The sequence below is a fragment of the Actinoplanes sp. G11-F43 genome (assembly GCF_050589265.1).
In the GTDB taxonomy this organism is placed as follows: domain Bacteria; phylum Actinomycetota; class Actinomycetes; order Mycobacteriales; family Micromonosporaceae; genus Actinoplanes.
Genome location: NZ_JBNZCE010000027.1, coordinates 114771 through 134069 on the forward strand (window position 1 = coordinate 114771; position 19299 = coordinate 134069).

At 69.8% G+C, this 19299-nt stretch carries 18 protein-coding genes; 8 read left to right on the forward strand and 10 right to left on the reverse strand.

Annotated elements, in window-relative coordinates:
- Positions 1-9: 9 nt before the first annotated feature.
- From ACQ0O7_RS30755 to ACQ0O7_RS30790, 8 genes are all read right to left on the reverse strand, one after another.
- Complete coding sequence (locus ACQ0O7_RS30755; RefSeq protein WP_430787083.1) at positions 10-198, reverse strand: hypothetical protein; 189 nt, start codon at positions 196-198, stop codon at positions 10-12.
- A 400-nt stretch (positions 199-598) separates the two neighbouring features.
- Positions 599-2068: a hypothetical protein gene (locus ACQ0O7_RS30760; RefSeq protein WP_430787085.1), complete on the reverse strand. Its 1470-nt coding sequence runs from the start codon at positions 2066-2068 to the stop codon at positions 599-601.
- Entirely contained in the window at positions 2065-2397 is a 333-nt protein-coding gene (locus tag ACQ0O7_RS30765) for a hypothetical protein (protein WP_430787087.1), read from the reverse strand. The genes ACQ0O7_RS30760 and ACQ0O7_RS30765 overlap by 4 nt, the downstream gene beginning before the upstream one ends.
- Positions 2394-2882 carry a hypothetical protein gene (locus tag ACQ0O7_RS30770; protein ID WP_430787089.1) on the reverse strand — a complete coding sequence of 163 codons (489 nt, stop codon included), beginning with the start codon at positions 2880-2882 and terminating at the stop codon, positions 2394-2396. Before ACQ0O7_RS30770 ends, ACQ0O7_RS30765 begins: the two co-directional genes overlap by 4 nt.
- Positions 2879-3205, reverse strand: a complete 327-nt coding sequence (locus tag ACQ0O7_RS30775) for a hypothetical protein (protein ID WP_430787091.1) — start codon at positions 3203-3205, stop codon at positions 2879-2881. The genes ACQ0O7_RS30770 and ACQ0O7_RS30775 overlap by 4 nt, the downstream gene beginning before the upstream one ends.
- Complete coding sequence (locus tag ACQ0O7_RS30780; protein WP_430787093.1) at positions 3202-3900, reverse strand: GGDEF domain-containing protein; 699 nt, start codon at positions 3898-3900, stop codon at positions 3202-3204. The genes ACQ0O7_RS30775 and ACQ0O7_RS30780 overlap by 4 nt, the downstream gene beginning before the upstream one ends.
- Positions 3897-4436, reverse strand: a complete 540-nt coding sequence (locus ACQ0O7_RS30785) for an RNA polymerase sigma factor (protein ID WP_430787095.1) — start codon at positions 4434-4436, stop codon at positions 3897-3899. The genes ACQ0O7_RS30780 and ACQ0O7_RS30785 overlap by 4 nt, the downstream gene beginning before the upstream one ends.
- A gap of 450 nt (positions 4437-4886) precedes the next feature.
- The gene (locus ACQ0O7_RS30790; protein WP_430787097.1) at positions 4887-5603 is read right to left on the reverse strand and encodes a GntR family transcriptional regulator; all 717 of its coding nucleotides are present in this window, start codon (positions 5601-5603) and stop codon (positions 4887-4889) included.
- Between the two features lie 78 nt (positions 5604-5681).
- Between ACQ0O7_RS30790 and ACQ0O7_RS30795 the strand changes: the two genes are divergently transcribed.
- Both ACQ0O7_RS30795 and ACQ0O7_RS30800 read left to right on the forward strand, forming a co-directional pair.
- Positions 5682-6485, forward strand: coding sequence for a class I SAM-dependent methyltransferase (locus tag ACQ0O7_RS30795; protein ID WP_430787099.1), 804 nt, complete (start codon positions 5682-5684; stop codon positions 6483-6485).
- A 107-nt stretch (positions 6486-6592) separates the two neighbouring features.
- Entirely contained in the window at positions 6593-7420 is an 828-nt protein-coding gene (locus ACQ0O7_RS30800; protein WP_430787101.1) for a GntR family transcriptional regulator, read from the forward strand.
- A gap of 419 nt (positions 7421-7839) precedes the next feature.
- Here ACQ0O7_RS30800 and ACQ0O7_RS30805 read toward each other — a convergent pair whose 3' ends face one another.
- Entirely contained in the window at positions 7840-8643 is an 804-nt protein-coding gene (locus tag ACQ0O7_RS30805) for a hypothetical protein (RefSeq protein WP_430787103.1), read from the reverse strand.
- Between the two features lie 557 nt (positions 8644-9200).
- Here ACQ0O7_RS30805 and ACQ0O7_RS30810 point away from each other — a divergent pair.
- From ACQ0O7_RS30810 to ACQ0O7_RS30830, 5 genes are all read left to right on the forward strand, one after another.
- Positions 9201-11768, forward strand: a complete 2568-nt coding sequence (locus ACQ0O7_RS30810; protein WP_430787105.1) for a hypothetical protein — start codon at positions 9201-9203, stop codon at positions 11766-11768.
- 262 nt (positions 11769-12030) lie between these two features.
- The gene (locus ACQ0O7_RS30815; protein WP_430787107.1) at positions 12031-12624 is read left to right on the forward strand and encodes a hypothetical protein; all 594 of its coding nucleotides are present in this window, start codon (positions 12031-12033) and stop codon (positions 12622-12624) included.
- Positions 12625-13078: 454 nt separating this feature from the next.
- Positions 13079-13801 (forward strand): ParA family protein, encoded by a 723-nt coding sequence (locus tag ACQ0O7_RS30820; protein WP_430787109.1) that lies wholly within the window; start codon positions 13079-13081, stop codon positions 13799-13801.
- Positions 13802-13803: 2 nt separating this feature from the next.
- A complete protein-coding gene (locus ACQ0O7_RS30825; protein WP_430787111.1) occupies positions 13804-14862 on the forward strand; it encodes a ParB/RepB/Spo0J family partition protein in 1059 nt (352 codons plus the stop codon).
- Positions 14863-15291: 429 nt separating this feature from the next.
- Entirely contained in the window at positions 15292-16644 is a 1353-nt protein-coding gene (locus tag ACQ0O7_RS30830; RefSeq protein WP_430787113.1) for a hypothetical protein, read from the forward strand.
- A 943-nt stretch (positions 16645-17587) separates the two neighbouring features.
- Here the strand turns inward: ACQ0O7_RS30830 and ACQ0O7_RS30835 are convergent.
- Positions 17588-18322 (reverse strand): hypothetical protein, encoded by a 735-nt coding sequence (locus ACQ0O7_RS30835; protein WP_430787115.1) that lies wholly within the window; start codon positions 18320-18322, stop codon positions 17588-17590.
- A gap of 213 nt (positions 18323-18535) precedes the next feature.
- Here ACQ0O7_RS30835 and ACQ0O7_RS30840 point away from each other — a divergent pair, with 213 nt between their 5' ends.
- Positions 18536-19282, forward strand: a complete 747-nt coding sequence (locus tag ACQ0O7_RS30840; protein WP_430787117.1) for a hypothetical protein — start codon at positions 18536-18538, stop codon at positions 19280-19282.
- Positions 19283-19299 lie beyond the last annotated feature (17 nt).

A 19299-nucleotide genomic window follows, 5' to 3' on the forward strand; every position in this document is an offset into this window, starting at 1 on the left:
CAAGGGGTGTCAGAGGGTGAGCGCGCCGATCAGCCCGGCCAGCAGCAGGCCGATCGCGATGGTGCGCAGCGGGTGCTCCAGCGCCCACGAGACGCCGTGCAGCACCGCGCGGGGGACGATCACCAGCAGCGCCCAGCAGGCGAGCGCGACCTGCTGGGGGTCCTCGGCGCCGCGGGCCGCTTTGACCCGGTCGGTCATCGCGCTCAGCGGCTCCGGGGTGCCCGTCCAGACCGCGCGGATGCTGTCCCAGTCCCCGGGAATGTCACCGAGAGTGATTCCGGGGCCGGAATCCGGGCCGGAATCGGAGGTGACCTTCTGTGCCGATTCGTGCCGGTTCTTTTCCGGTGGGGGAGGGGTCTCTCGCGCCGCTGACCTGCGATCGGCGAGGTCAACGACCTCCGCCTCCGGCCGGACTGGAATCCGCGGCTCGTGTGACTGAGGGTAGTTTTCTGCAGGGAGTGCGCTCACCGCCCGGCCTGCCTTTCTGTGTGGGTGATGCCCGTCGGATGAGGGTCTTGGACTGGACCCGTGATGGGGGGTGGCAGCGATCGGGAGAGCCGGCCCGGACGTCGCGGCCAAGCCGTCCGGGCCGGCTGGCTCATCCGGCGGCGCTGTCGACCTCGCCGACGGCCCGCAGCGGCGGCCGCCACCCGTCGACGAGTTCGGCGAGAACCTTGGACCGGGCCCGGTCACCCCGGTTGTTCATCACGTGCCGGTAGATCGAGTAGGCCGTCGGATCGGGGCCCAGCCGGCCTTGCGTGATCGCGTCGCGGACGGCGTCGAGAAGCTTCTGCATCTCTTCCGGAAGCGCCGTCCGGTCGACCGGCAGCGGAGCACGTTTTCCCCGCCTGATCGCGGTTTCGGCAGCCCGTCCGGAAGCCCTGGCGGAAGCCGTTGCGGAAGGGCTGCCGGAAGGATTTCCGGAAGGCAGAAGGCCGAGATCGGCGATCCGCGGCGCCCCGGTCCACGGGTCGGCCTTGGCGAGAAGATCGATCAGCACGCCGATCAGCCAGGCGGTCACCGCGGCCATGATCGCGCCGACCGAGTGGGCCATCGCGGTGCCGATCGCGGTGGCCACCGCGACGTCGTGCTCCGGCCAGCCGCCGAACAGGTTCAGCCCGAGCGACAGTCCCAACACGCCGACCTCGGCGGCCACGACCCGCCAGTCGACGTCGCCGCCGGACATCTTCAGCAGTGCCTTGAAGACGATCAGCCCGGCCACGACGGTGATCAGCAGCGGCTCCACCGGCCAGGCGGCGATCCAGCCCGCCGACCACTCGGTCAGGTTCATCAGCTTGACCAGGCCGCCGTGCACACCGGCGGTCGACCAGAGCCCGAACCCGACCAGCGCGGGCAGCCCGGCTGCCAGGACTGCCTTCTGCAGCTTGGCGATCCGCAGCGCCCGCATCTCTCCGGTCCGGCTGATCTCCGCGGCGATCCGGGCCCGCTCACCGGCGCTGGCCGTGTGCCGGTACAGCGCCGCGAGCTTCTCCGCCTCGACCGCGTCCCTGGCCCGCTCGGCCCGCTCACGCCGGACCGCGGTGACCTGCTCGGCCACCCCGTCGAGCGCCATCTGGTGCTCGGCGTCGGACAGCCGCCGGCTCAACTCGTCCTCGCGGCCGACCTCGATGACCGCGCGGTCCGCGGCCAGCCGCCGGGCCAGCTCGCCGGCCGACTCGTCGGCCTTGGTACGCCGCGGCTGCAGCCACGCCCACCGCGATCCCGGCTCGTCGCCCACCGGCTCGTCGCCCACCGGCTCGTCGCCCACCGGCTCGTCGCCCACCGGCTCGTCGTCGGCGTCGACCAGCTCCGGCTCCACCTCGGCCGGCTCCAGGTCACTTCCCTGATCGCGCGGCTGCAGATCGGTGCCCGGCCCGGTCTGCTCCACCTGCTCCGGGGCCACGACCGGCTCCGGCTCGGTCTCGCCCGGCTCGGCGGCCGCGGCCGCCGTGGGCTCGACGTCCAGGTCCGCCGGCAGCAGCAGACCGCCACGCTGCACGAACCGCGGCACGGCCGGGCCCACGGCCGGCAGCCACGCCACCACGCCGGTTTCGTGATCGATGCTCACCGTCGTACCTCCGGCGCCAGGGGCACAGGGTGCCCGGTCAGGTCGTCGGCGAGCGGCCGTCCGGCAGCCAGCCCGAACCGCTCGTCGATCAGGTCGTGGCCGAGCCGGTCGGTGCGGCGCCCGAGGATCTCCTCGGCCCGCTCCGCCTTCGCGCACGACAGATGAATCGCGCCGACGGAGTCGCGCCCTCTGGTCGGGGTGTCGCAGCGCCGGCAGGACGCCACGTCGTCGGACCAGTGCGAGGCGTCCGACCAGTCCAGACGCACCCGCTGGAAGACCGCCAGCACCGCGCCCGTGCCGTCCGGACCACCGAGGTCGAGGCCACTCATCGGGCACCTCCACCGGCGTGCCCGGCCCACCAGCGCGCCGCCAGAACCAGGCCCGCCCCGATCAGCAGCAGACCGGCCAGCATGAACACCGCGGCCCACAACAGCGGCTGCTCCGCCTGCTGCACCAACTCGCGGCCCGCGGCAGCACCCAGGCCCAGCACGATCCCGGCCGGGATCGTGAGCGCCAGGGCCAGGTCGAACCGGCGCCACCGCGCGGCCGCCGGGCCCGGCTGCTCACCAAGGTCGACGACCGTGCTGACGGTGACGCCCTCGAGCGCCGGACCGTCGGCGACCCACACCCCGCGCCGGCCGTTGCGGTCCCACCAGGCCAGACACTGCGCGCACAGCCAGCCGTGTCGCTCGATGACCAGCACCGCGTCACAGAGCCGGCACCACGGGCCGCACTCCAGGTCAAGGTCCGGCGGGACCGGGTAGCGGGCCCGCCAAGCCGCCGATCCGGGCGAGGGAACAGGAAGGGCCGTCATCGCGCCACCGCCTCACGCCGGCGCGGCCGCACCGAGCGCCGCGTACGAACCGACGGCCGCGGCCGCCGCGACGGCACCGCCGCCGAAGCCACCAGCGACCGCAGGAACTCCAGCCCGCGCGCCTCCAGTTCGGCCTGCACACACGCCTGGTGCGCCGGCCCCCCGAGCTCGTCGCGCTGCGGAGTGGCGACCGTGCAAATCCGGCAGGGTAGCTCGGCGCCCGCGTCGTAGTGGCCGGGTGCGGTCCAGTCCAGCTGCACCTGCACCCGGAACCAGCCCGCCACCAGCGGCACCGCAGCAGCGGAAGGGGTCGCGAAGCTCATCGCTCGGCCCTCCCCGATGCCTCGGCGACGGCGATCTGGGTGCGCAGCAGCTCCCGCGACCGGAACACGGGCCGCTCCGTCACCTCGAGCAACTCGTCGCCCAGGTCGTACTCGGCCAGCCGACCGCCACCAGCGGCCTTCGCCTCGTACATCAGGTGATCGGCGGTGGCCAGCAGCTGCCGGGGGTCGTCGCCGGGTGTTGCGTGGACCAGCCCGATGGAGGCCGAGACCCACAGGTCCGCGTCGATCGGCTCGGCGACCGCCAGCTCCAGGTCCGTGCCCAGCTCGATGGAGTTCTCCTCCGACGCCGAGGGCACGACCACGACCAGCTCGTCACCGCCGAGCCGGCCCACCAGGCCGCCCAGCTCGTCGACGACCGCCCGCAGCCGGGACACCACGCCGATCAGCGCCTCGTCCCCGGCGGCGTGCCCGAGAACATCGTTGATCTGCTTGAACTTGTCCAGGTCGATCAGCGCGACCGCGAACTCGCCCTCACCGGCCGAGCGGCGCCGCAGCTCAGCCATCAGGCCGGCCCGGTTCGCCGCCCCGGTCAGCGGATCGCGCAACGAGGCCGCCTGCACCTTCGCCAGCCGCGCGCGGACCTGCACCAGCTCCGCCCGGGCCGCCCGTACCCGCCGCCGCAGCCGACGGTTATCCGCCGCCAGCACCGCCGAGACCACAGTGGAAGTCCTCATGCGGCCGTCACCGCCTCCGGACGGAGAAGACCGGTCAGCTGCTGCCGGGCCCGACCCAGGATGTGACGGACGTTCTGCTCCCCGCAGCCGAGCGACTCCGCAGTCTGCTCACTGGTGTGTTCCAGCAGCAGCCGGTGCACCACCACCGAACGCTGCCGCGGCGTCAGCCCCTGGATCGCGGCGAGAAGACGACGCCACTGATCCCGCTGCACCGCCGCGTCCTCCGCGCTGGTCTCTTCGACCACCCCGAAGTCCCGATCCGGCAGCAGACTCACCACCGGCCGCGCGTCAGCCGCTCGGAAATGATCCGCGACCACATGCCGCGCGATCGTGGTGAACCAGCCACCGAGGTCATCACCGCAAACCTGCAACCGGGGCAGCGCGGTTACCGCTTTGACGAACGTGTCCGAGGTCAGATCCTCCGCCAGATGCGCGTCACGAACGCGGCGCCGGATGAAGGCCAAGACCCGCGGCTGGTAGCGGCGGTAGAGAACGGCGAATGCGTCCTGGTCACCGGTCCGAAACCGGTGGACCAACGCATGTACCTCAGAGGGCCGATTTTCGTACTGAGTAGGGGAGGGAACCGGGCGGGGAGCAGGAACGACCGACGATCCGGGTTCCCTTACTCTGGTGAGAGGCACTTGTCGTTTCCTTCCAGGTGGGGACTGGTGTCGGGTGTTGCAGAGGGTCGAGCCGGCCAATGGCTCGGCCCTCTGGCCGTTTTCGGGGAGGCGACAGCCTCTCGGAACTGGCCCGAGTGACACCGATACTGAACGAAACAGAACGTAACAGTTGGTAGCAGAGAGCGTCAACGGATTCACTCGCTGTCCGCACCTGTAGCAAGACTGGACCGGTGGACCGGTCCAGTCAAGCCAGGATGCGCCTGCATGAGCCCCACCGTGGGCCATTTCTCCAGGTGAAAGCTGACCGAGGCGAACAAAACGCCGGACCGGTGGACCGGTCCGGCGTAATCTGCGGTGGTGGGTCTACATCTCGTAGGTGTCCACCTGTTCGTACAACCCCTCGGGTGTGACGCCTTCCTCGCAGACCAGCGGGCGACCCTCCTGGTCATAAGCCGTGTGCCGGACAACAGCTACAGCCGTTGGCCCATGCAGCGCGAGGTGCATCGCCTCTTCCTCCGTCGCGAGTCGGACGCTGGTGACATCCACACCTTCCACCGGATAACGACCTGTCTGGCGACGCACGTATCGCGTGGTGCCTTCCGCGATTGGGGCGGTTTGAGCGAGCCGGGGCGAAGGGCCGGCTACGTCGGGGGGAAACCAGGCTTGCACATAGCTGTGCGGGCTGCCATCAGGCAACAGCATCACGCGTACACGCCGCAACGCCTCTGCACCGGCGGCAAGCTTGAGGACCGAACCGATGTGATCAGGTGGCACCAACCAGTCAGGCTCGCCCACTCGCCGGAAGGGCATGCCGCCCGTGACGCGAGTTGTGCCGGCTCGGCGGCCGCCGGTAGGCCGGCCGATTGCTGCTTCGGCGACGATGAATCCCGTCCCTTGCCGGGCCTCAACTACTCCGTCGGCTCGTAGGACATCCATCGCTTTGACGACGGTGGCTCGCGCGACAGCCCACTGCTCGGCCAGATCCCGCCCGGAGGGAAGCGTGTCGCCGGGTGCGAACTCTCCGGCCGCGATCCGAGACCGCAAGGACTCTGCGATCTCCTCATACTTCAGCAGCGCCACTAAATCTCCTTCTCGGTTCCGCGTCTGGTCGAAAGAGACGTTGGACTGGTCCACCGGTACACAGGTTAGCCTGTGGCTATGTCAAGGCCAGAGCTTGCACCGGAGGTCGACCGCTTCTACACCCAGGTCATCGATGAGAGCGTGCGGCTCAGTATGTCGGCAGATGGTCGACTTGAGCTGCTGCGAACACAGGAGATTCTGCGCCGTTTCCTGCCGGCGCCGCCCGCCCATGTGCTTGACGTCGGGGGCGGGGCGGGAGTTCATGCGCAATGGCTCGTCAAGGACGGCTACCACGTGGACCTGATCGATCCAATCGTGCGGCACGTCGAGTTAGCCGCCACGGTTTGCTCCGCGGCGCTGGGTGATGCTCGCGCGCTGGAGAAAGCAGACGCCAGCTACGACGTAGTGCAACTGCTGGGCCCCCTCTACCACCTTCCCGACCCGGCGGACCGGCAACAGGCACTTCGCGAGGCCCGCCGCGTGGTGAGGCGCGGAGGGCTCGTGGCCGCCGCAGCGATCAACCGATACGCCTCACTGTTCGAGCACGTTGCCCTGGCGCATTTACAGACCGAGCGCCTACAACTCTCCATCGCATCGATCCTCCGCACAGCTGTTCACGACGGAAAGCGTGGATTCACCCTCGCCTACTTCCACCGCGCGGAGGAGTTGGCCAACGAGCTACGCGACGCCGGCTTCATAGACGTAAGGGTTTTCGGGGTCGAAGGGCCGGCCTGGTCGCTGCTCAAGGCAGTAGAGCAGTCCGGATCAGAACCGAGAGAGGAACTCTTCCAGTCCGTCCTGACTGCAGCCCGGATGGCCGAGCCGTACCCCGAGCTACTTGCGGCCAGCTCCCACCTACTGGCAGTCGGCAAGGCCCCCTGAACCGCCGAAAAAGCCCGAAAACGATCCCCGATCGTGGGCATTGATCGTTGATCTGTTCGCGCTCTGTTAGCGTCTGTTCCAAGAACTCTGATCGGAGAAGGAACTGCATGACGGAGCCCCCTCTCAAGCGAGGCACCAGCGCTCTGGTGATCGCCCAGGCGATCCGCAACGACATTCACGCCGGCAAGCTGGTGCATGGCCGCCAGATGCCCTCCACGCGTGAGCTTGCTGCGGAGTGGAGCACGTCCGTCGCCACGATCAACCGAGCAATGGGCATCCTGGCTGAAGAGGGCCTTGTCGTGAACCGGGCGAGGTCCAGCCGGATCGTGCACTGCCCACCAGCGTCTGAAGCGGTGCGCGACCGTGCAAAGGTCATCCTTATCGGCGGCTATGCCGGCTCCGGGAAGACCGAGCTCGGGCGCATCCTGGCGCGTCGGACCGGTTTTGCCATCCTCGACAAGGATTCGACGACCAGACCGGTGGTCGAGGCCGCGCTGGAGCAACTCGGCACCTCACCGAATGATCGTGAGTCTGATACGTACCTGTCGACCATTCGCCCAGCTGAGTACGAGGCCCTGATGACTACGGCTACGGAGAACGCCAGCTGTGGCGTGTCTGTGGTGGTCACGGCTCCGTTTGTCCGGGAGCTGCGGGATCAGGCGTGGTGTGACCGTACGGCAGCCACGATTGACGGACTGGGTGCAGACCTTCACACGATCTGGGTGCGGTGTGATGCCGACTCGATGCGGCGTTACCTCCGGCATCGGGGAGCTGCGCGCGACGCGGCCAAGCTCACAGCCTGGGAAAACTACCTTGAGGGCGTCGACCTTGAGTACCGCCCAGCTCTGTCGCACCGCATCATCGACAACTCGGCCGGCGCTCGCCCGCTGCAGGAGCAAGCCGCTGAACTTCTGGCAGCGATTGGAGTCCGATGAGAGGCGTGATTCTCTACGGCGCCCCAGCCACGGGAAAAGACACCGTGACCAGGGCGCTGACTGGCAGCCACTCCGGCTACGCGCACTTCGAGCGGCTCAAGGCTGGACCTGGCCGAACGGCTGGCTATCGCATGATCAGCATGGAACAAGCGACATCTATGCCGGCGACTGCGGTGCTCTGGGCTAACCGTCGGTACGGTGCCATCTACCTGGTTGACCTGCCTGGACTCCAGCAGATCTGGCAGGAAGGCCAGGTCCCGGTGGTGCACCTTGGTCAGCCGGAAGCCGTTGAGGCAGTGGTGGAGCGGACACCTGAGGCGTCGTGGCTGATCGTCGAGCTGCACTGCGATCTGGAGGTGCTTCGAGAACGCATCCGGCAGCGGGATACCGGAGACGACGATCAGCGCGTCGCAGCGGTGCTAAGCACCCCCCGCCTGGGAAGCGTTGACATCAGCATCGACACCGGGACTGTCAACCCCGTTGAGGCTGCTCGGCTCATCGCCGAACGCGTAGGTCAGCAACAGACTGGTGCGCTGCGGGCGGGTGGGTAGCGCGTCGAGTTCCGCCTGGACGTAGTCGAGCGCAGCCTGCAGGACTGGCAAATCTTGAGATGGGAAGGGGGTCGGAAGGTGACACAGAGGGGTAGCGATGACGCCCTCCGCTCCGGCCTGCAGCCGTGCGGCGATGTCGCGCGACGACCCATCCCACAGCCGGAACCCCGGGCCGGTCGCGGCGCGGAGCTGAGCGATTTCGGCCAACCCGATTTTGGCGATCTTCCCGCCGGCGGGGAGAACACCAGCCGCCGCAGCCGCCGCGGCGAGGGCCGCATCCAGGGTGGCGGGCGAGTACATCGGATGGCTGTAGACGTACGTGCCGGTAGGCAGCGTTGCGAAGAGATCGAGAGCCGCCTGCTGGCTCGGCAGGTCCCGCATCACGACCATGGCAGGGACCTGGCGCCTGGCCGCTTCTTGAACGTCGTGATCCGTCCAGCAGCACGCGATCAAGCGGTGCGCCGGCAGGTGCTCCAGCCACTGATCAATCAGGCTCGCGCGCTGTCCAACCGAGAGCAGATCCCCGCGCGTGGTAGAGCCGGACAACAGGAAAGCATCGATCCACGTCGCGGCGGCCCGCTGTGCATAGGCAGGCACGAGCCGACCTTGCGCGCCTGGGCTCAGCGCGGGAACCACCACATAGGGGAAGAGACTCTCGGTGGGATTCGACACGCTGGGCAGGCTACAACCCGTTCAGAAGGATCTGGAGGGGACTACCGCCGACAACTTGCCATGTGGGACGTCGGATGGGGGTCAGAAGGAAGCCAAGCTATCTACCGGTTCTTCGTCGTTACGGAAGCGTCACAACGTCCTGAACCGCGTCCTAGCGTGTCGATGCCCGATTTTGTCTCTGCTGACCCGTACGATCCGCGAGGACCCAGTCTGACCTTGGAGGCCTAAGCCACAAGAGCGCTCACAAAAAAATAGGGAGCCCCGAACCCCCAAGTCTTGTTTGGCCGCAAGTGGTGTGGGGTCCAGGGCTCCTGCAACTACCTGGAGGCAAAGATAGCAGAGCCCCCGGGTGGGGGCTTCTTTTGTGCCCGAATCAGCCTTCGGCGTGTCGGTGTGATGCCGCGCGCCCTCGGTTCGGGTGCCTTCGAGCCCGTGCCCGTTCGTGTCGCTGTCGCGGAGTCGGCTGTCCGTCTCGTTGCAGCTATCACCCGGCTGAGCTGGGATTTTGTACGCGTCGTGGGTCGCGATGCGCTTGGTGATGACGTGGGTGTCGCGTCATGACCGTGCTGATGGACTCGGGCGTGCCCGCGTACCTGTTCGGTTGGTGCGCGGCGTGTCACAGCGGTGGCCGGTTCGTGCCCGCGGTCGACCTGGTGCTGCAGCTGTGCCAGACGCATCTGCCGTTGCTGCCGCGGCGGCCGGCGATGGCGGGGCAGTTACCGCTGGTTGATGTGGCTGAGGTCCCGCCGGCGCTGCGGGCGCCGTATGCGACGGGCGAGCAGCAGTGGTGCTCGGACTGTGTCGCTGCCGGTGTGCCCCGGCCGCGGCGCGGGCTGAGCGAGCGCACCGCGGGTGACGCGACCCCGCTGTGTTTGACGTGCTGGCGATCGCGCCAGGAACGGGCCCGCCGCGGAGACCGGCGGCTGAGCGCGGATGAGGCCGGGCAGCTGGCTGAGCTGGTGGAGCGGCTGCGCTGCGAGGCGTGCGGGCAGGACAGCGATCCGCAGGTGGATCTGCCGCCGGCGGCGGTGGAGGCCCGGCGGAGGTGGAGGCGCGGACAGCGCTCGCGGCCGGCCCGGCCGGCGCCGGCGCGGCGGCGGTCCGGGTGCTGGCGCTGCGAGGATCCGGTGTGGATCGCGGGCGTCCGCGCGGTGCACGAGCAGGACCAGGCCGAGGCGGCCCGCGAGCGTGAGGCCGTCGACGAGCTCACGCTCGAGCATCGGAAGGCGCTGGCCTGGGTGCGGCGCACGCAGCGGCGCCTGGACGACACCGTGGGTTGGCGCGATCGGGTGGCCGAGGTCGTCGACGCGCTGCCCCGGTTGTCGCGTACGGGGTCAGGTGGCCGGTTGCGTCTGACCCGGGGCGAGCGGCGACAGGCTCGTGCCTGGTGGCTGCTGGCGGACTTCCTGGCCCGTGACGCTGCCGACCGGACCGCCCGGCAGGTGTCGGCCCGGGGCCGGCCGTCGGCGTACCCGTTGGTGGTGGCGGTGATGGCGGTGGACGCGCGGACCGGCTCGGGCCGGCGCACCATGGCCGGGCTGCACCGGACGGCGCGGTTCGCGCGGGTGGCGTCGCGGACCGTGACGACCGGCTGGGCGCGCAGCGTGGAGCTCGGCAGCACTCGGCGGGTGATGGTGGGCCGCTCCTGCACGCTCGCGGTGCGGGAGGCGACCGGTCGCCGGCGCAGTCGCAGTGTGTACGACTTCGCGCCGGTGCATCGCAGTGAGATGGATCCCACGGCGTATCTGGGTGAGTCGGCTCGGTTGCTGGCGCAGCTGCTGCAGATCGCCGAGGACCTGGTGGCGGCCGAGGAGCGGGTGGTGGCTGATGCCCACCGGCAGGCCGAGGCGGTGGAGGCCCGGCTGCTGGAGGCTCGTGCGGTGGTTGCCGAGCGCCGTGCGGAGGACTTGCTGCTGCAGGCGGCTGTGGCAGCGCCCACGGACCCGGGCCGGCAGCTGCAGGCGCAGGCGGCAGGGTCGTGGCAGGCGCAGGCCAAGCAGGCCGCCGATGAGGCGTTGGCGTGGCGGGCCCGGGCCACGCGGGCGGCCTCTCCCCCGCTGGATGCCTACGCCAGGGTGGCGGCTCATCGGGCTATCCGAGCGGCCGCGGCGGCTGCGGAGGCGCGGGTGGAGGAGGCGTTCGAGAGAGCAGAGAGGATTCGAATTTTTGCTACCTCCCCCGTTAGGGGTTCAGCTAGGAGATCTACTTCCGGTTTGCTGTGGGGTCTGTCTAGCCCTGTTCCACCAACGTCACCGCTAGCCGGTGGGAAGCGGCCTGTCGGCCGGGGTGGCAAACCCAAAGGCCGCGCTTCGCGCGCATCGACGGCAGTGGACTCGGGCCCCACCTCTACGCGTCCTAGGACGGACTACGGGAATGGTCGCGCTTCACAGCGGCAGCGCCGGGCTCCAGCAACTCTGTGGTGGGCGAAACCGCTGGCGGCCGCGGTGGCACGGCAGCTGCCGATGGCGCAGCGGTTCCTGGACGATTCGCGCCGTCATCCGGCTCAGCACGATCGCCAGGTGGCCCGGGAACGTGGTCTTCGGCTGCGTCAGCTGGCGCTGACCTTGGGCGCTCAGCTGAGCCGGGAGTGGCTCGAGCATCCGGACGAGCTGGTGACGTTGATCGAGCAGCACGGGCTTGCCGATGCGGCGTCGGGGCTGCTGCCGCCCGGGGCGGCGCACTCCCCCTTGCGCTACATCAAGATCGTTTTGCATCGGGCGTTGACCAACCCGGACGCAGTGGTGCGGTGGTACAGCCCGGTCCGGGCGGCATGGCAGGCCGAGCGGGCCGCAGCCCAGCGCGCTGCGGACGCGGCCGCACAGGCCGCGGTGCGCGCCGCGCTGGAGGCGCGGGACGCCGAGGCCGGCGTCGAGCAGTCCGGAGCCCAGCTCGGCCGTAAGGCCGCCCGGGCCGTCGCGGCGGCCGCGGCGCAAACGGCAGCCCCGACCACGCCTCGCCGCACGGCTGCGGACCCGGACCGGATGGCCCAGGCCCGGGCCGAGCTGGACGCCCTGCGCAGCCGGCCCGCGGCCACCGAGATCGACCCGCACGATCATGACTGGCCCGCGGCACGCCAGCCGGGTAGCGGGCTGCCCGCCGAATGGCACCGCGGCGACGGGAACTGAGTGGCTGTGGCCCCGGCGCGCACGACCAGGGAACGGATAGAAGGGGCCATAAGCTGTGGCGGTGGCGAAGCACAAGACCCGGGGGAAAGCCGCGCGCCGCACCGCCGGCAGCGCTCGCCTCTCCGTACCGTCAGCCGACCACCATGTTCGGGCACCGCAGCCGCCGACCGGGACGCCGAGTCGCGTCCCGGTGCAGAACTCCGGGTCGGTGGCTACCGGGATCCCTGGTATGGGCCGCGTTCGCGACATCGAATGCCAACTGGTGAGCGTGCTCGAGCAGCTTCAGCAAGCGGCTGAACTGACCGCTGCGGACGCCGACGATCCCGAGGCGCTGTTCGACACCGCGGCGCTGAACACCATCGTGAAGAACGCGGCGGGACGTCTGCACAGCGAGTTCCTCGTGCTCCAGGCCGCCGCCGAGGTAGTGACACGGGATGAGCCGCTGGCCACGACGCGACACAACGGTGAACGCTGGGCCGGCAAGCTCTCCCCCAGCGACGTTGTCGACCTGGCGGCAGCGGCACCCGAGGTGCCGGCGAGTGTGTCCTACCTGCGCGGCCGCAACAATCTGGAGCTCGCGGCCGCGACGGAGCTGAGCTGCGACGGCGGAGCTCAGAAGAAGCGCTGCAACGGAACCCGTGTCCGTCTCGCTGACGGCACCCGCGCTGCCAGCTGCTGGCCGCATCTCCCGCCGGCGGTGAAAGCCGCTATCCGCGCCGAACGCGACCAGGCACTGCAGCAGGCCTGCCCGTTCTGCAGCGCCCCGGCCGGGCATCAATGCGTCGACCCGGATGGCATCCCCACCACGATTCACAACCATCGACTTCGTCCCGGAGCCACCCGCCGCCGAAGCTGAGTGCGAGGTGGTTCGTCACGCGTGAGGGGGAGGCGTTTAACGCGTTAAACGCCTCCCCCTCACGCGTGACGAGGAGCGGGTGGGCTGTGATGGGGCCCGGTCGAGATCCGTTGACGTTTAGCGCGCTAAACGTCTGGGCGTGTTGGTCTCTGGGGTGCGGCCGTGCTGACGGTCCTGGCGCTGCCATAACGCCTCAGATGCATCGTTAGTGCATTGAATTCTCGCTGTCATCGTCAGCCTCATAGGATGTCGCCATGACCTGCGGCTGACCATTTACGGTCTTCGGCGTTTCGGGTCAATCGTCACGATTGGGAGGCTGTTCAGGAAGTCGAGCGCCGCGCACTCCATGAGCGTGCTGGGCGTACCCGTTCGTTGTCTGTCCCCCACTCCTCAGTAGCCCTGGAACGGGTCCAGGGTGAACCCCAGGAAAGGCAGAGTCTTGATCATCAGCGCGGTGAACCAGAAGGGCGGCGTCGGTAAGACGACCACCCTTCTGAACCTGGCGGCAGTCCTGTCGTCGGCGAATACCAACACGGCGTCTCCCGAGGTGCCCGACCAGTCGAGCGTGCTGTACGTCGACACCGACAAGCAGGCGTCCGGAGCGGACGCCGTCCAAGATGCAGCCGACGCGGCAGCGCAGGCCGAGCAGATGACCCGCGGCACCGTGCTGAACGGCCGCAATCTGGCGACCGGTGAGTCGACCGGCCTTCCCTTCGACTTCCTGCAGGCGACAACGCCGGCCGAGATCAGAGCCGTCCCGGCGATCGCCAAGAAGTACCGGCACACCCTCGTGGACACAGCGGGTTCGTTCGACGACCTGTCCCGGTCAGAGGCCGCCATCGAGATCGCCGACTTCATCCTGGTGCCCATGCTGGCCGAGCAGATGTCGCGCAAGCCCACCGAACGGACGATCGAGACGATGATCAGGCCCCAGGTCGGCGACAACTTCGCGATCGTCATCGTCAACTGGGAAGCCCGTAACGGGCACGGCGAGTTGCTGTCCGCCGTGGAGTGGATCACCGAGCGCGGATATCCGCTCATGAACACGACGATCCGCAAATGGACCCTCGTCTCGAAGAAGACCATCTGCACCGTGGGGCGGCGGACACGGCCGGCGCTGGAGGTCCTCGGGGAGTTCCAGGCGCTGGCGATCGAGACGACGCAGCGGGGGATCTGACTATGGCGAACCTCGCGGAAATCCAGGCGGCGAAGGCGGCCAAGGACGCAGCAAAGGGTGCGGCCAAGGGCAGTCCCTTGCCGAAACCGGCCAGCCCCAGCCCCGCCGCGCCCGTGAAGGCTGCCGCGCCGGCCGCCCGGACGGCGCCGGACGTGCCTCCTGCCGCCACTCCCCCAGCGCCCCGAAATGATCCTGGAGCGATCGCCGAGGCGCGAACGATGGCGAAGCTCGGCGAACTCTCGCCGAACCCGCTCAACCCCCGCACGAACATCGACCCCGATTCCCCGAAGATGCGGGAGCTCCGTCAGTCGCTGAAGGAGCAGCAACTCCATCCGGTCCCGGTCGTGACGGTCGAGCACTTCCGCCGGGTCTTCCATGACACCCCGTACGTCAACCAGGTCGGGCGCTCGGGATTCGTGATCATCGGGGGTGGTCGGCGATTCGTCGCCGCGACCGCTGAAGGTCTGCTGTCACTGAAGATCAACGTCCTGCATGGCGATCGAGCGCCGCAGACCCCTGCGGACTGGATGTCGCTGACCCTGGAAGAGAACGTCCACCAGGAGCCGCTGACCGTCATGCAGACCGCTCGCGGCGTGAAAGAGATGCTGCAGCTCAGCTCCGGGCGGTCGGTGGCGCAGACGATGAAGAAGTCGCCGGGCTGGGTGTCCCAGTATCAACAACTCACTGAGTTGCCCGCCGAGGTCCAGGACGTGATCGAGGCGGCGCCCTTCTCGCTCCGTCAGGCCCGACGGGTCTACGACATGCCGAATCCTGCTGCGCAGCTGCAAGAGGCCCTGTCGATCAAGGCGAGGCTCCTCAATCAGGAACTGCCGGAGACACCGGCCGAGGCAGAACCGCAAACGCCGGTGGATCCTGAGCCACAGCCGGTCAAGCGGACGGGACGACCCTCGTACACCCCGGCCCAGAAGTTGAGTTCACGGCTGGTGAAGGTCGACCGAGACACGGTCCTGGACGCGCTTCTGCTGCGTTTCCCCGGTGTCGACCGCACAGCGTTGGAGGCGTTGTTGCAGGAGCCGGCGCCGGAGGGTGAGAGCGTTTAGCGCGCTCGACACCGTGTGCGGCGTTTAGCGCGCTAAACGCCGCACACGGTGTGGCTGGCACCGGTGGTTGCCGTCGACCCGGCCCACGTTTAACGCGCTAAACCCTCGACACGGCCGCCCCTCGGTGGAACCCGGGACAGGGCGGACCGTGCCCATCCGTAAGGCGATCGCCATGGCGGCGGCCGTATGCGGCACTGCCTACGCGATCTGTCGCCAGGCGGTCCGGCCGTCCGGTGGAGCACGCGATCTGCGGACCGCGTGCGCGTGCACTCGGTATCCATCACGGGGCCGTACGGATACGACTCCCTAATGCGCTTGGTGGAGTAGGTCCTGAATTTCGCCTACCGAACGTGACACGATCTTCGCCGCACCGAAGTCACGAGGAGAGCCAGATGAACACTCTGATCACAGAAACGGGGGCGTAGCCGTATGCCCGACATGTCCTGGGACGGCATCACTGCCTTCGTCCGTGACTATGCCGGTGCGCTGTTGCTCGGTGGGGGACTGCTCGGTCTGCTGGCGATGCTCGGGTTGGTGGTGTGGGCCAAGCGGACCAAGCGGCCACTGCGCCCGTTCGCGCTGGCCCTGAGCATGAACCTCGCGTTGCTGCTGAACGCCGAAGGCATGTGGGTCATCGCCGTCGACGAGCTGCGGCTGCCCAAGGTCTTCGCCGTGCTGGTCTTCGCCGTCTTCGAGATTTGCTTCCTGACCGCCACGTCGCTGGCGGCCGAGCAGTATCGGCGCACCACCACGTACGACGCCGCCGGGAACGTGGTCAGCCCCGGCCATCCGGGGCCGATGCTTTACATCGCGGCCCTGATCGCCGGCCTCTCCGGCGTCGTGGTCGCCAGCAACGCCGTGACGGGAACCGAGAAGCTTCTCCGGTTGGCGCTGCCCTGCATGATCTTCCTGATGTGGTGGGCCGCGCTCACCGCGGCGGGACAGCGCCGCACCCGCGGCCGGTTCGCCTACAGCCCACGCCGGCTGGCCGAGCGCTGGGGCTGGCTCATCCCCGACGACGATCCTGACCTGGAACGCCTCGCCGTCGAGCGCCGCATCACCAAGATGGCGATGCTGGCCTATCGGATCCACCACGAGGACCTCAGCGCCTGGCGGCGCCGCTGGTCGCGCAAGCGCCTGAGCCGGATGGGCCTGAACGCCACCAACGACATGCTCAGCGAGGTGCAACGGCGGGTCGCGCTCGCGATGCGGGCAGAGGAGTTGACCAGCCCTGAGGCGATTCGCCACCTGGGTGAGCCCGTCACCGCGGCCGCGGACCACCCGGCCCTCGCGGATCCGGACCCGGCCCCTGCCACCGTCGAACCTGCGCGGGAGGACGCGGCGACGTCGGGGCCCGTGACAAACGGTTCGCCGGCGCCCGACCCGGCGACGCCCGAGCTGCCCGCCGGCGACCCTCAGCGGGCCGCCGAGGAAGGCGCCGTCACGCCGCCGCGGCAGCGTCAGGTAGCCACGCCACGGACTGTCGGGACCTACCAGCAGTGGCTGACGGTCTGGCAGGCGATCCAGGCCGAGCCGGCCGAGAACCGGGTTCTCGCTGAGCGGCACCGCATGTCCGAACGCACCATCACCAACATCCGCAGCGCCGGCCAGAACGGACAGCTGACTGAGGAGCGGCTCGCCGAGATGCAGCGAGCGGCCGGCCAGGAACCGGTCGAACGGGCACCCGTGACCGCGGCATCCACGCCGCGGCCGACGGCCGAGCCGGAGTCCACCACCGTCGACCAGACGGCCGGCGACCGGGATCCCGCCATGGCGGCATAGCCGTGCCGTAGCGACCGCTCGCACACCGACGGCGGTTTGCCACCCTCCTCACGCGGGGGTCGCAAACCGCCGTCCGTCGTTGCGGCACCCCCGGTGGCAAGGGGTCGCAGAATCCCCACGGTCGGGGTCGCAAAGCCCTGCGCCCTCGGGGTCGCAGACTCGCCGGTCCCCGGGTCGCAAATGCCGCGGCGAGACTGCGGGACCTGCCTCGCAGCCTCGCTGTGGTCGGGGGATCCGGCGGTCCTGGCGGTTCCGGGAGCCAGCAGGGGCTTGTGGTCGGTCGTCTGAGTGAGCGCCGGAAGGGTCGCAGAGCGGCGTTGCGCCACCGTCACGCAGGCCTTGCGCAAGTGGGTAGCAACCCTGGTTCACCAGCGGATCTGCGACCCGCCGTGCCGGTGCGGCCGGGGTTGTCGCCGGTGGGTGGTGTGCTGCCTCGCAGCGCCTTCGCGGTGCCCGGCCGTGGACGCGTCCGTCCGCTGTGCCGGGTCGGCAGAGGGCCGCGGCGGTGTGATGCGACGAGGCGCCGCGATGGGCCCGCGCGTTCCCGCAAGCTCAGGGTTGCGAGGGTCGCAAGTCGTTCCCGGAGGGGGTCGCAACCCGGGGCGCAACCGCTGCGCGGAGGGTCGCAACCGGGCCACCTGCGTGGGTCGCAACTTGCCAGCGCAAGGGGTAGCAACACCGTCCCGGCAGGGGTAGCAACACCCGCAGGAAGGGGCCTTCTGCAAGGTCGAAATACCCCCGTGCCCGGCAGGCAAACTCACGCCTCCGCCGGCGGCGCCGGGGTCGTCCGGCCCGGTGCCGACCCCTCGCCAGGTGACCTGTCGACCAGGGTGGCAACGGGTAGCAACGGGGGACAACACCCCCTTCACACGGCGCCCCGGCCGGGGCTGTAGCCCGCCGACGCGCGAAGAGTCCCGGGGGCGAGGTGGGTGTGCCGCGGGGCCTACCAGAGCAGCCGCAGGCCCCAGGCGAGTTGCTCCTGCACCGCCGGGTCGGGCGCGGGCCGGGCAGCGCCCGGGCGCAGGGCGTGGACGGCGTAGGCCACGGCGCCGCAGAACTCCAGGGACGGGCGCCGCGAGCTCATCAGCGTGCCGGCCGCGTCGATGTTGCGGGCGAGTTCCTGCCGGGCGGGCTCACCGTCGACCAGGTCGAGCAGCGCGTCGCGGTGGTCGATCAAAACGTCGGCCAGGGCCCGCAGCTCGGCCGTGTGCTCGTCGAGCCAATCCTGTGCGCGGCCCTCGTCACCGAGTTCGCGATCGCTGACCCCGGCAGCGGCGCGCTGACGCGCGAGCCGGGTCCGGCGCTGGTACACGGCCTGCCGGCTGTGCAGGCCCATCGGATCGCCGTAGCTGGCCGGCCGCACGCCGAGCTGATACCCGGTCTCCAGCACGGCGAAGAGCCGCCGCTCGTAGGCGGCGCTGTCGCGCTGGTGCTGGTACTGCACCAGCAACGCCCGATGCTCGAGCTCGGCGGCCCGGACCAGCGCGCTGACCCGCCGGTGGGTGTGGGTGTACTCGACGACCGCGTCGACGTCGGCGTCGTCGACGACATCCGCAGGGAACCGGGCGTCCAGATCCGGGTCGCCGGCCTCGGCCCGCAGACGGCGGATCATGCGGGCGGCCCGGGCGGCGTCGGCGAGGGCGTAGCGCGGGACCGGCTCGTCCGGCGTGCGGCTCATACCCCTCAGTCTCCCACCGCGTAAACAAAATGTTTACGGCCCGCGGAGGGCGGTCCGTGCCGTCGCCGGCTGATTCGCCGGTCCGGACCGGCCGGGCTGGTCCGCGGGTGGCAGCACGGGGCAGCGGTCCCGCCAATGGCAACGCCCACACCCCCGATAACACCTGCTCAGCAGGCTCCTGCTCGCACCACAAAACGAGCGGGGAGGACGGCCATGAGCCGACAGGGGATGGGACTGCTACGGCGGATGGAAGCCGAATGGCAGGCCTTGGTCGTGTCGAGAACGGCGGGTGCGGCGCTCACCCGGTGGGCGGCCACGGAACCGGCCCTCGCCCCCTTCACCGACCTGCAGGCGGTGCGGACGGCCACCGAGGACCGCCTCGACAAGGACCGCTCCGATGAGATCCTCGCCGCCCTGGCGCGGCTCGCCGCCCGCGACGGCGGCGACGACGAGCTGGCCGCGCGGGTGCTGCTGCAGCTGATGCTGGCCGGCGCCGTCCGGCTCATCCGGCGCATCACCGCGGTCACCGGAGACCCGGTGGAAGCCGAGGCCGACGTGCTGACCGAACTGTCCACGCTGATCCGCACCTACCCGTGGCGGCGCCGGCCGAAGCGGATCGCGGCGAACCTGCTGCTGGACTGCCAGCAGCGGCTGAGCCGGGCGGCCCGCCGCGACCAGGGCAGCGTGCCGGTGGGGCTGCTGCCGGTCGACGAGAACGAACCGGATCCGCGCGCCGAACACGAGGCCGGCGAACGGGTCGAGGTGATCGACCTGTTCCTGTGGGCGCGCCGCACCGGGGTCCTGTCGGGCGAGGAGGCGCTGCTGCTGGCCGCCCACCGCGTCGACGAGGCACCGGTCCGGTCGCTGACCGGCCGGTTCGGGCGCTCCGCGACCGGCCTGTTCGCGCTGCGCAGCCAGGCCGAGCAGCGATTGCGAACCGCCCTGGCGCACGTCGCCTGAGCTGCGGGTTGTACGCG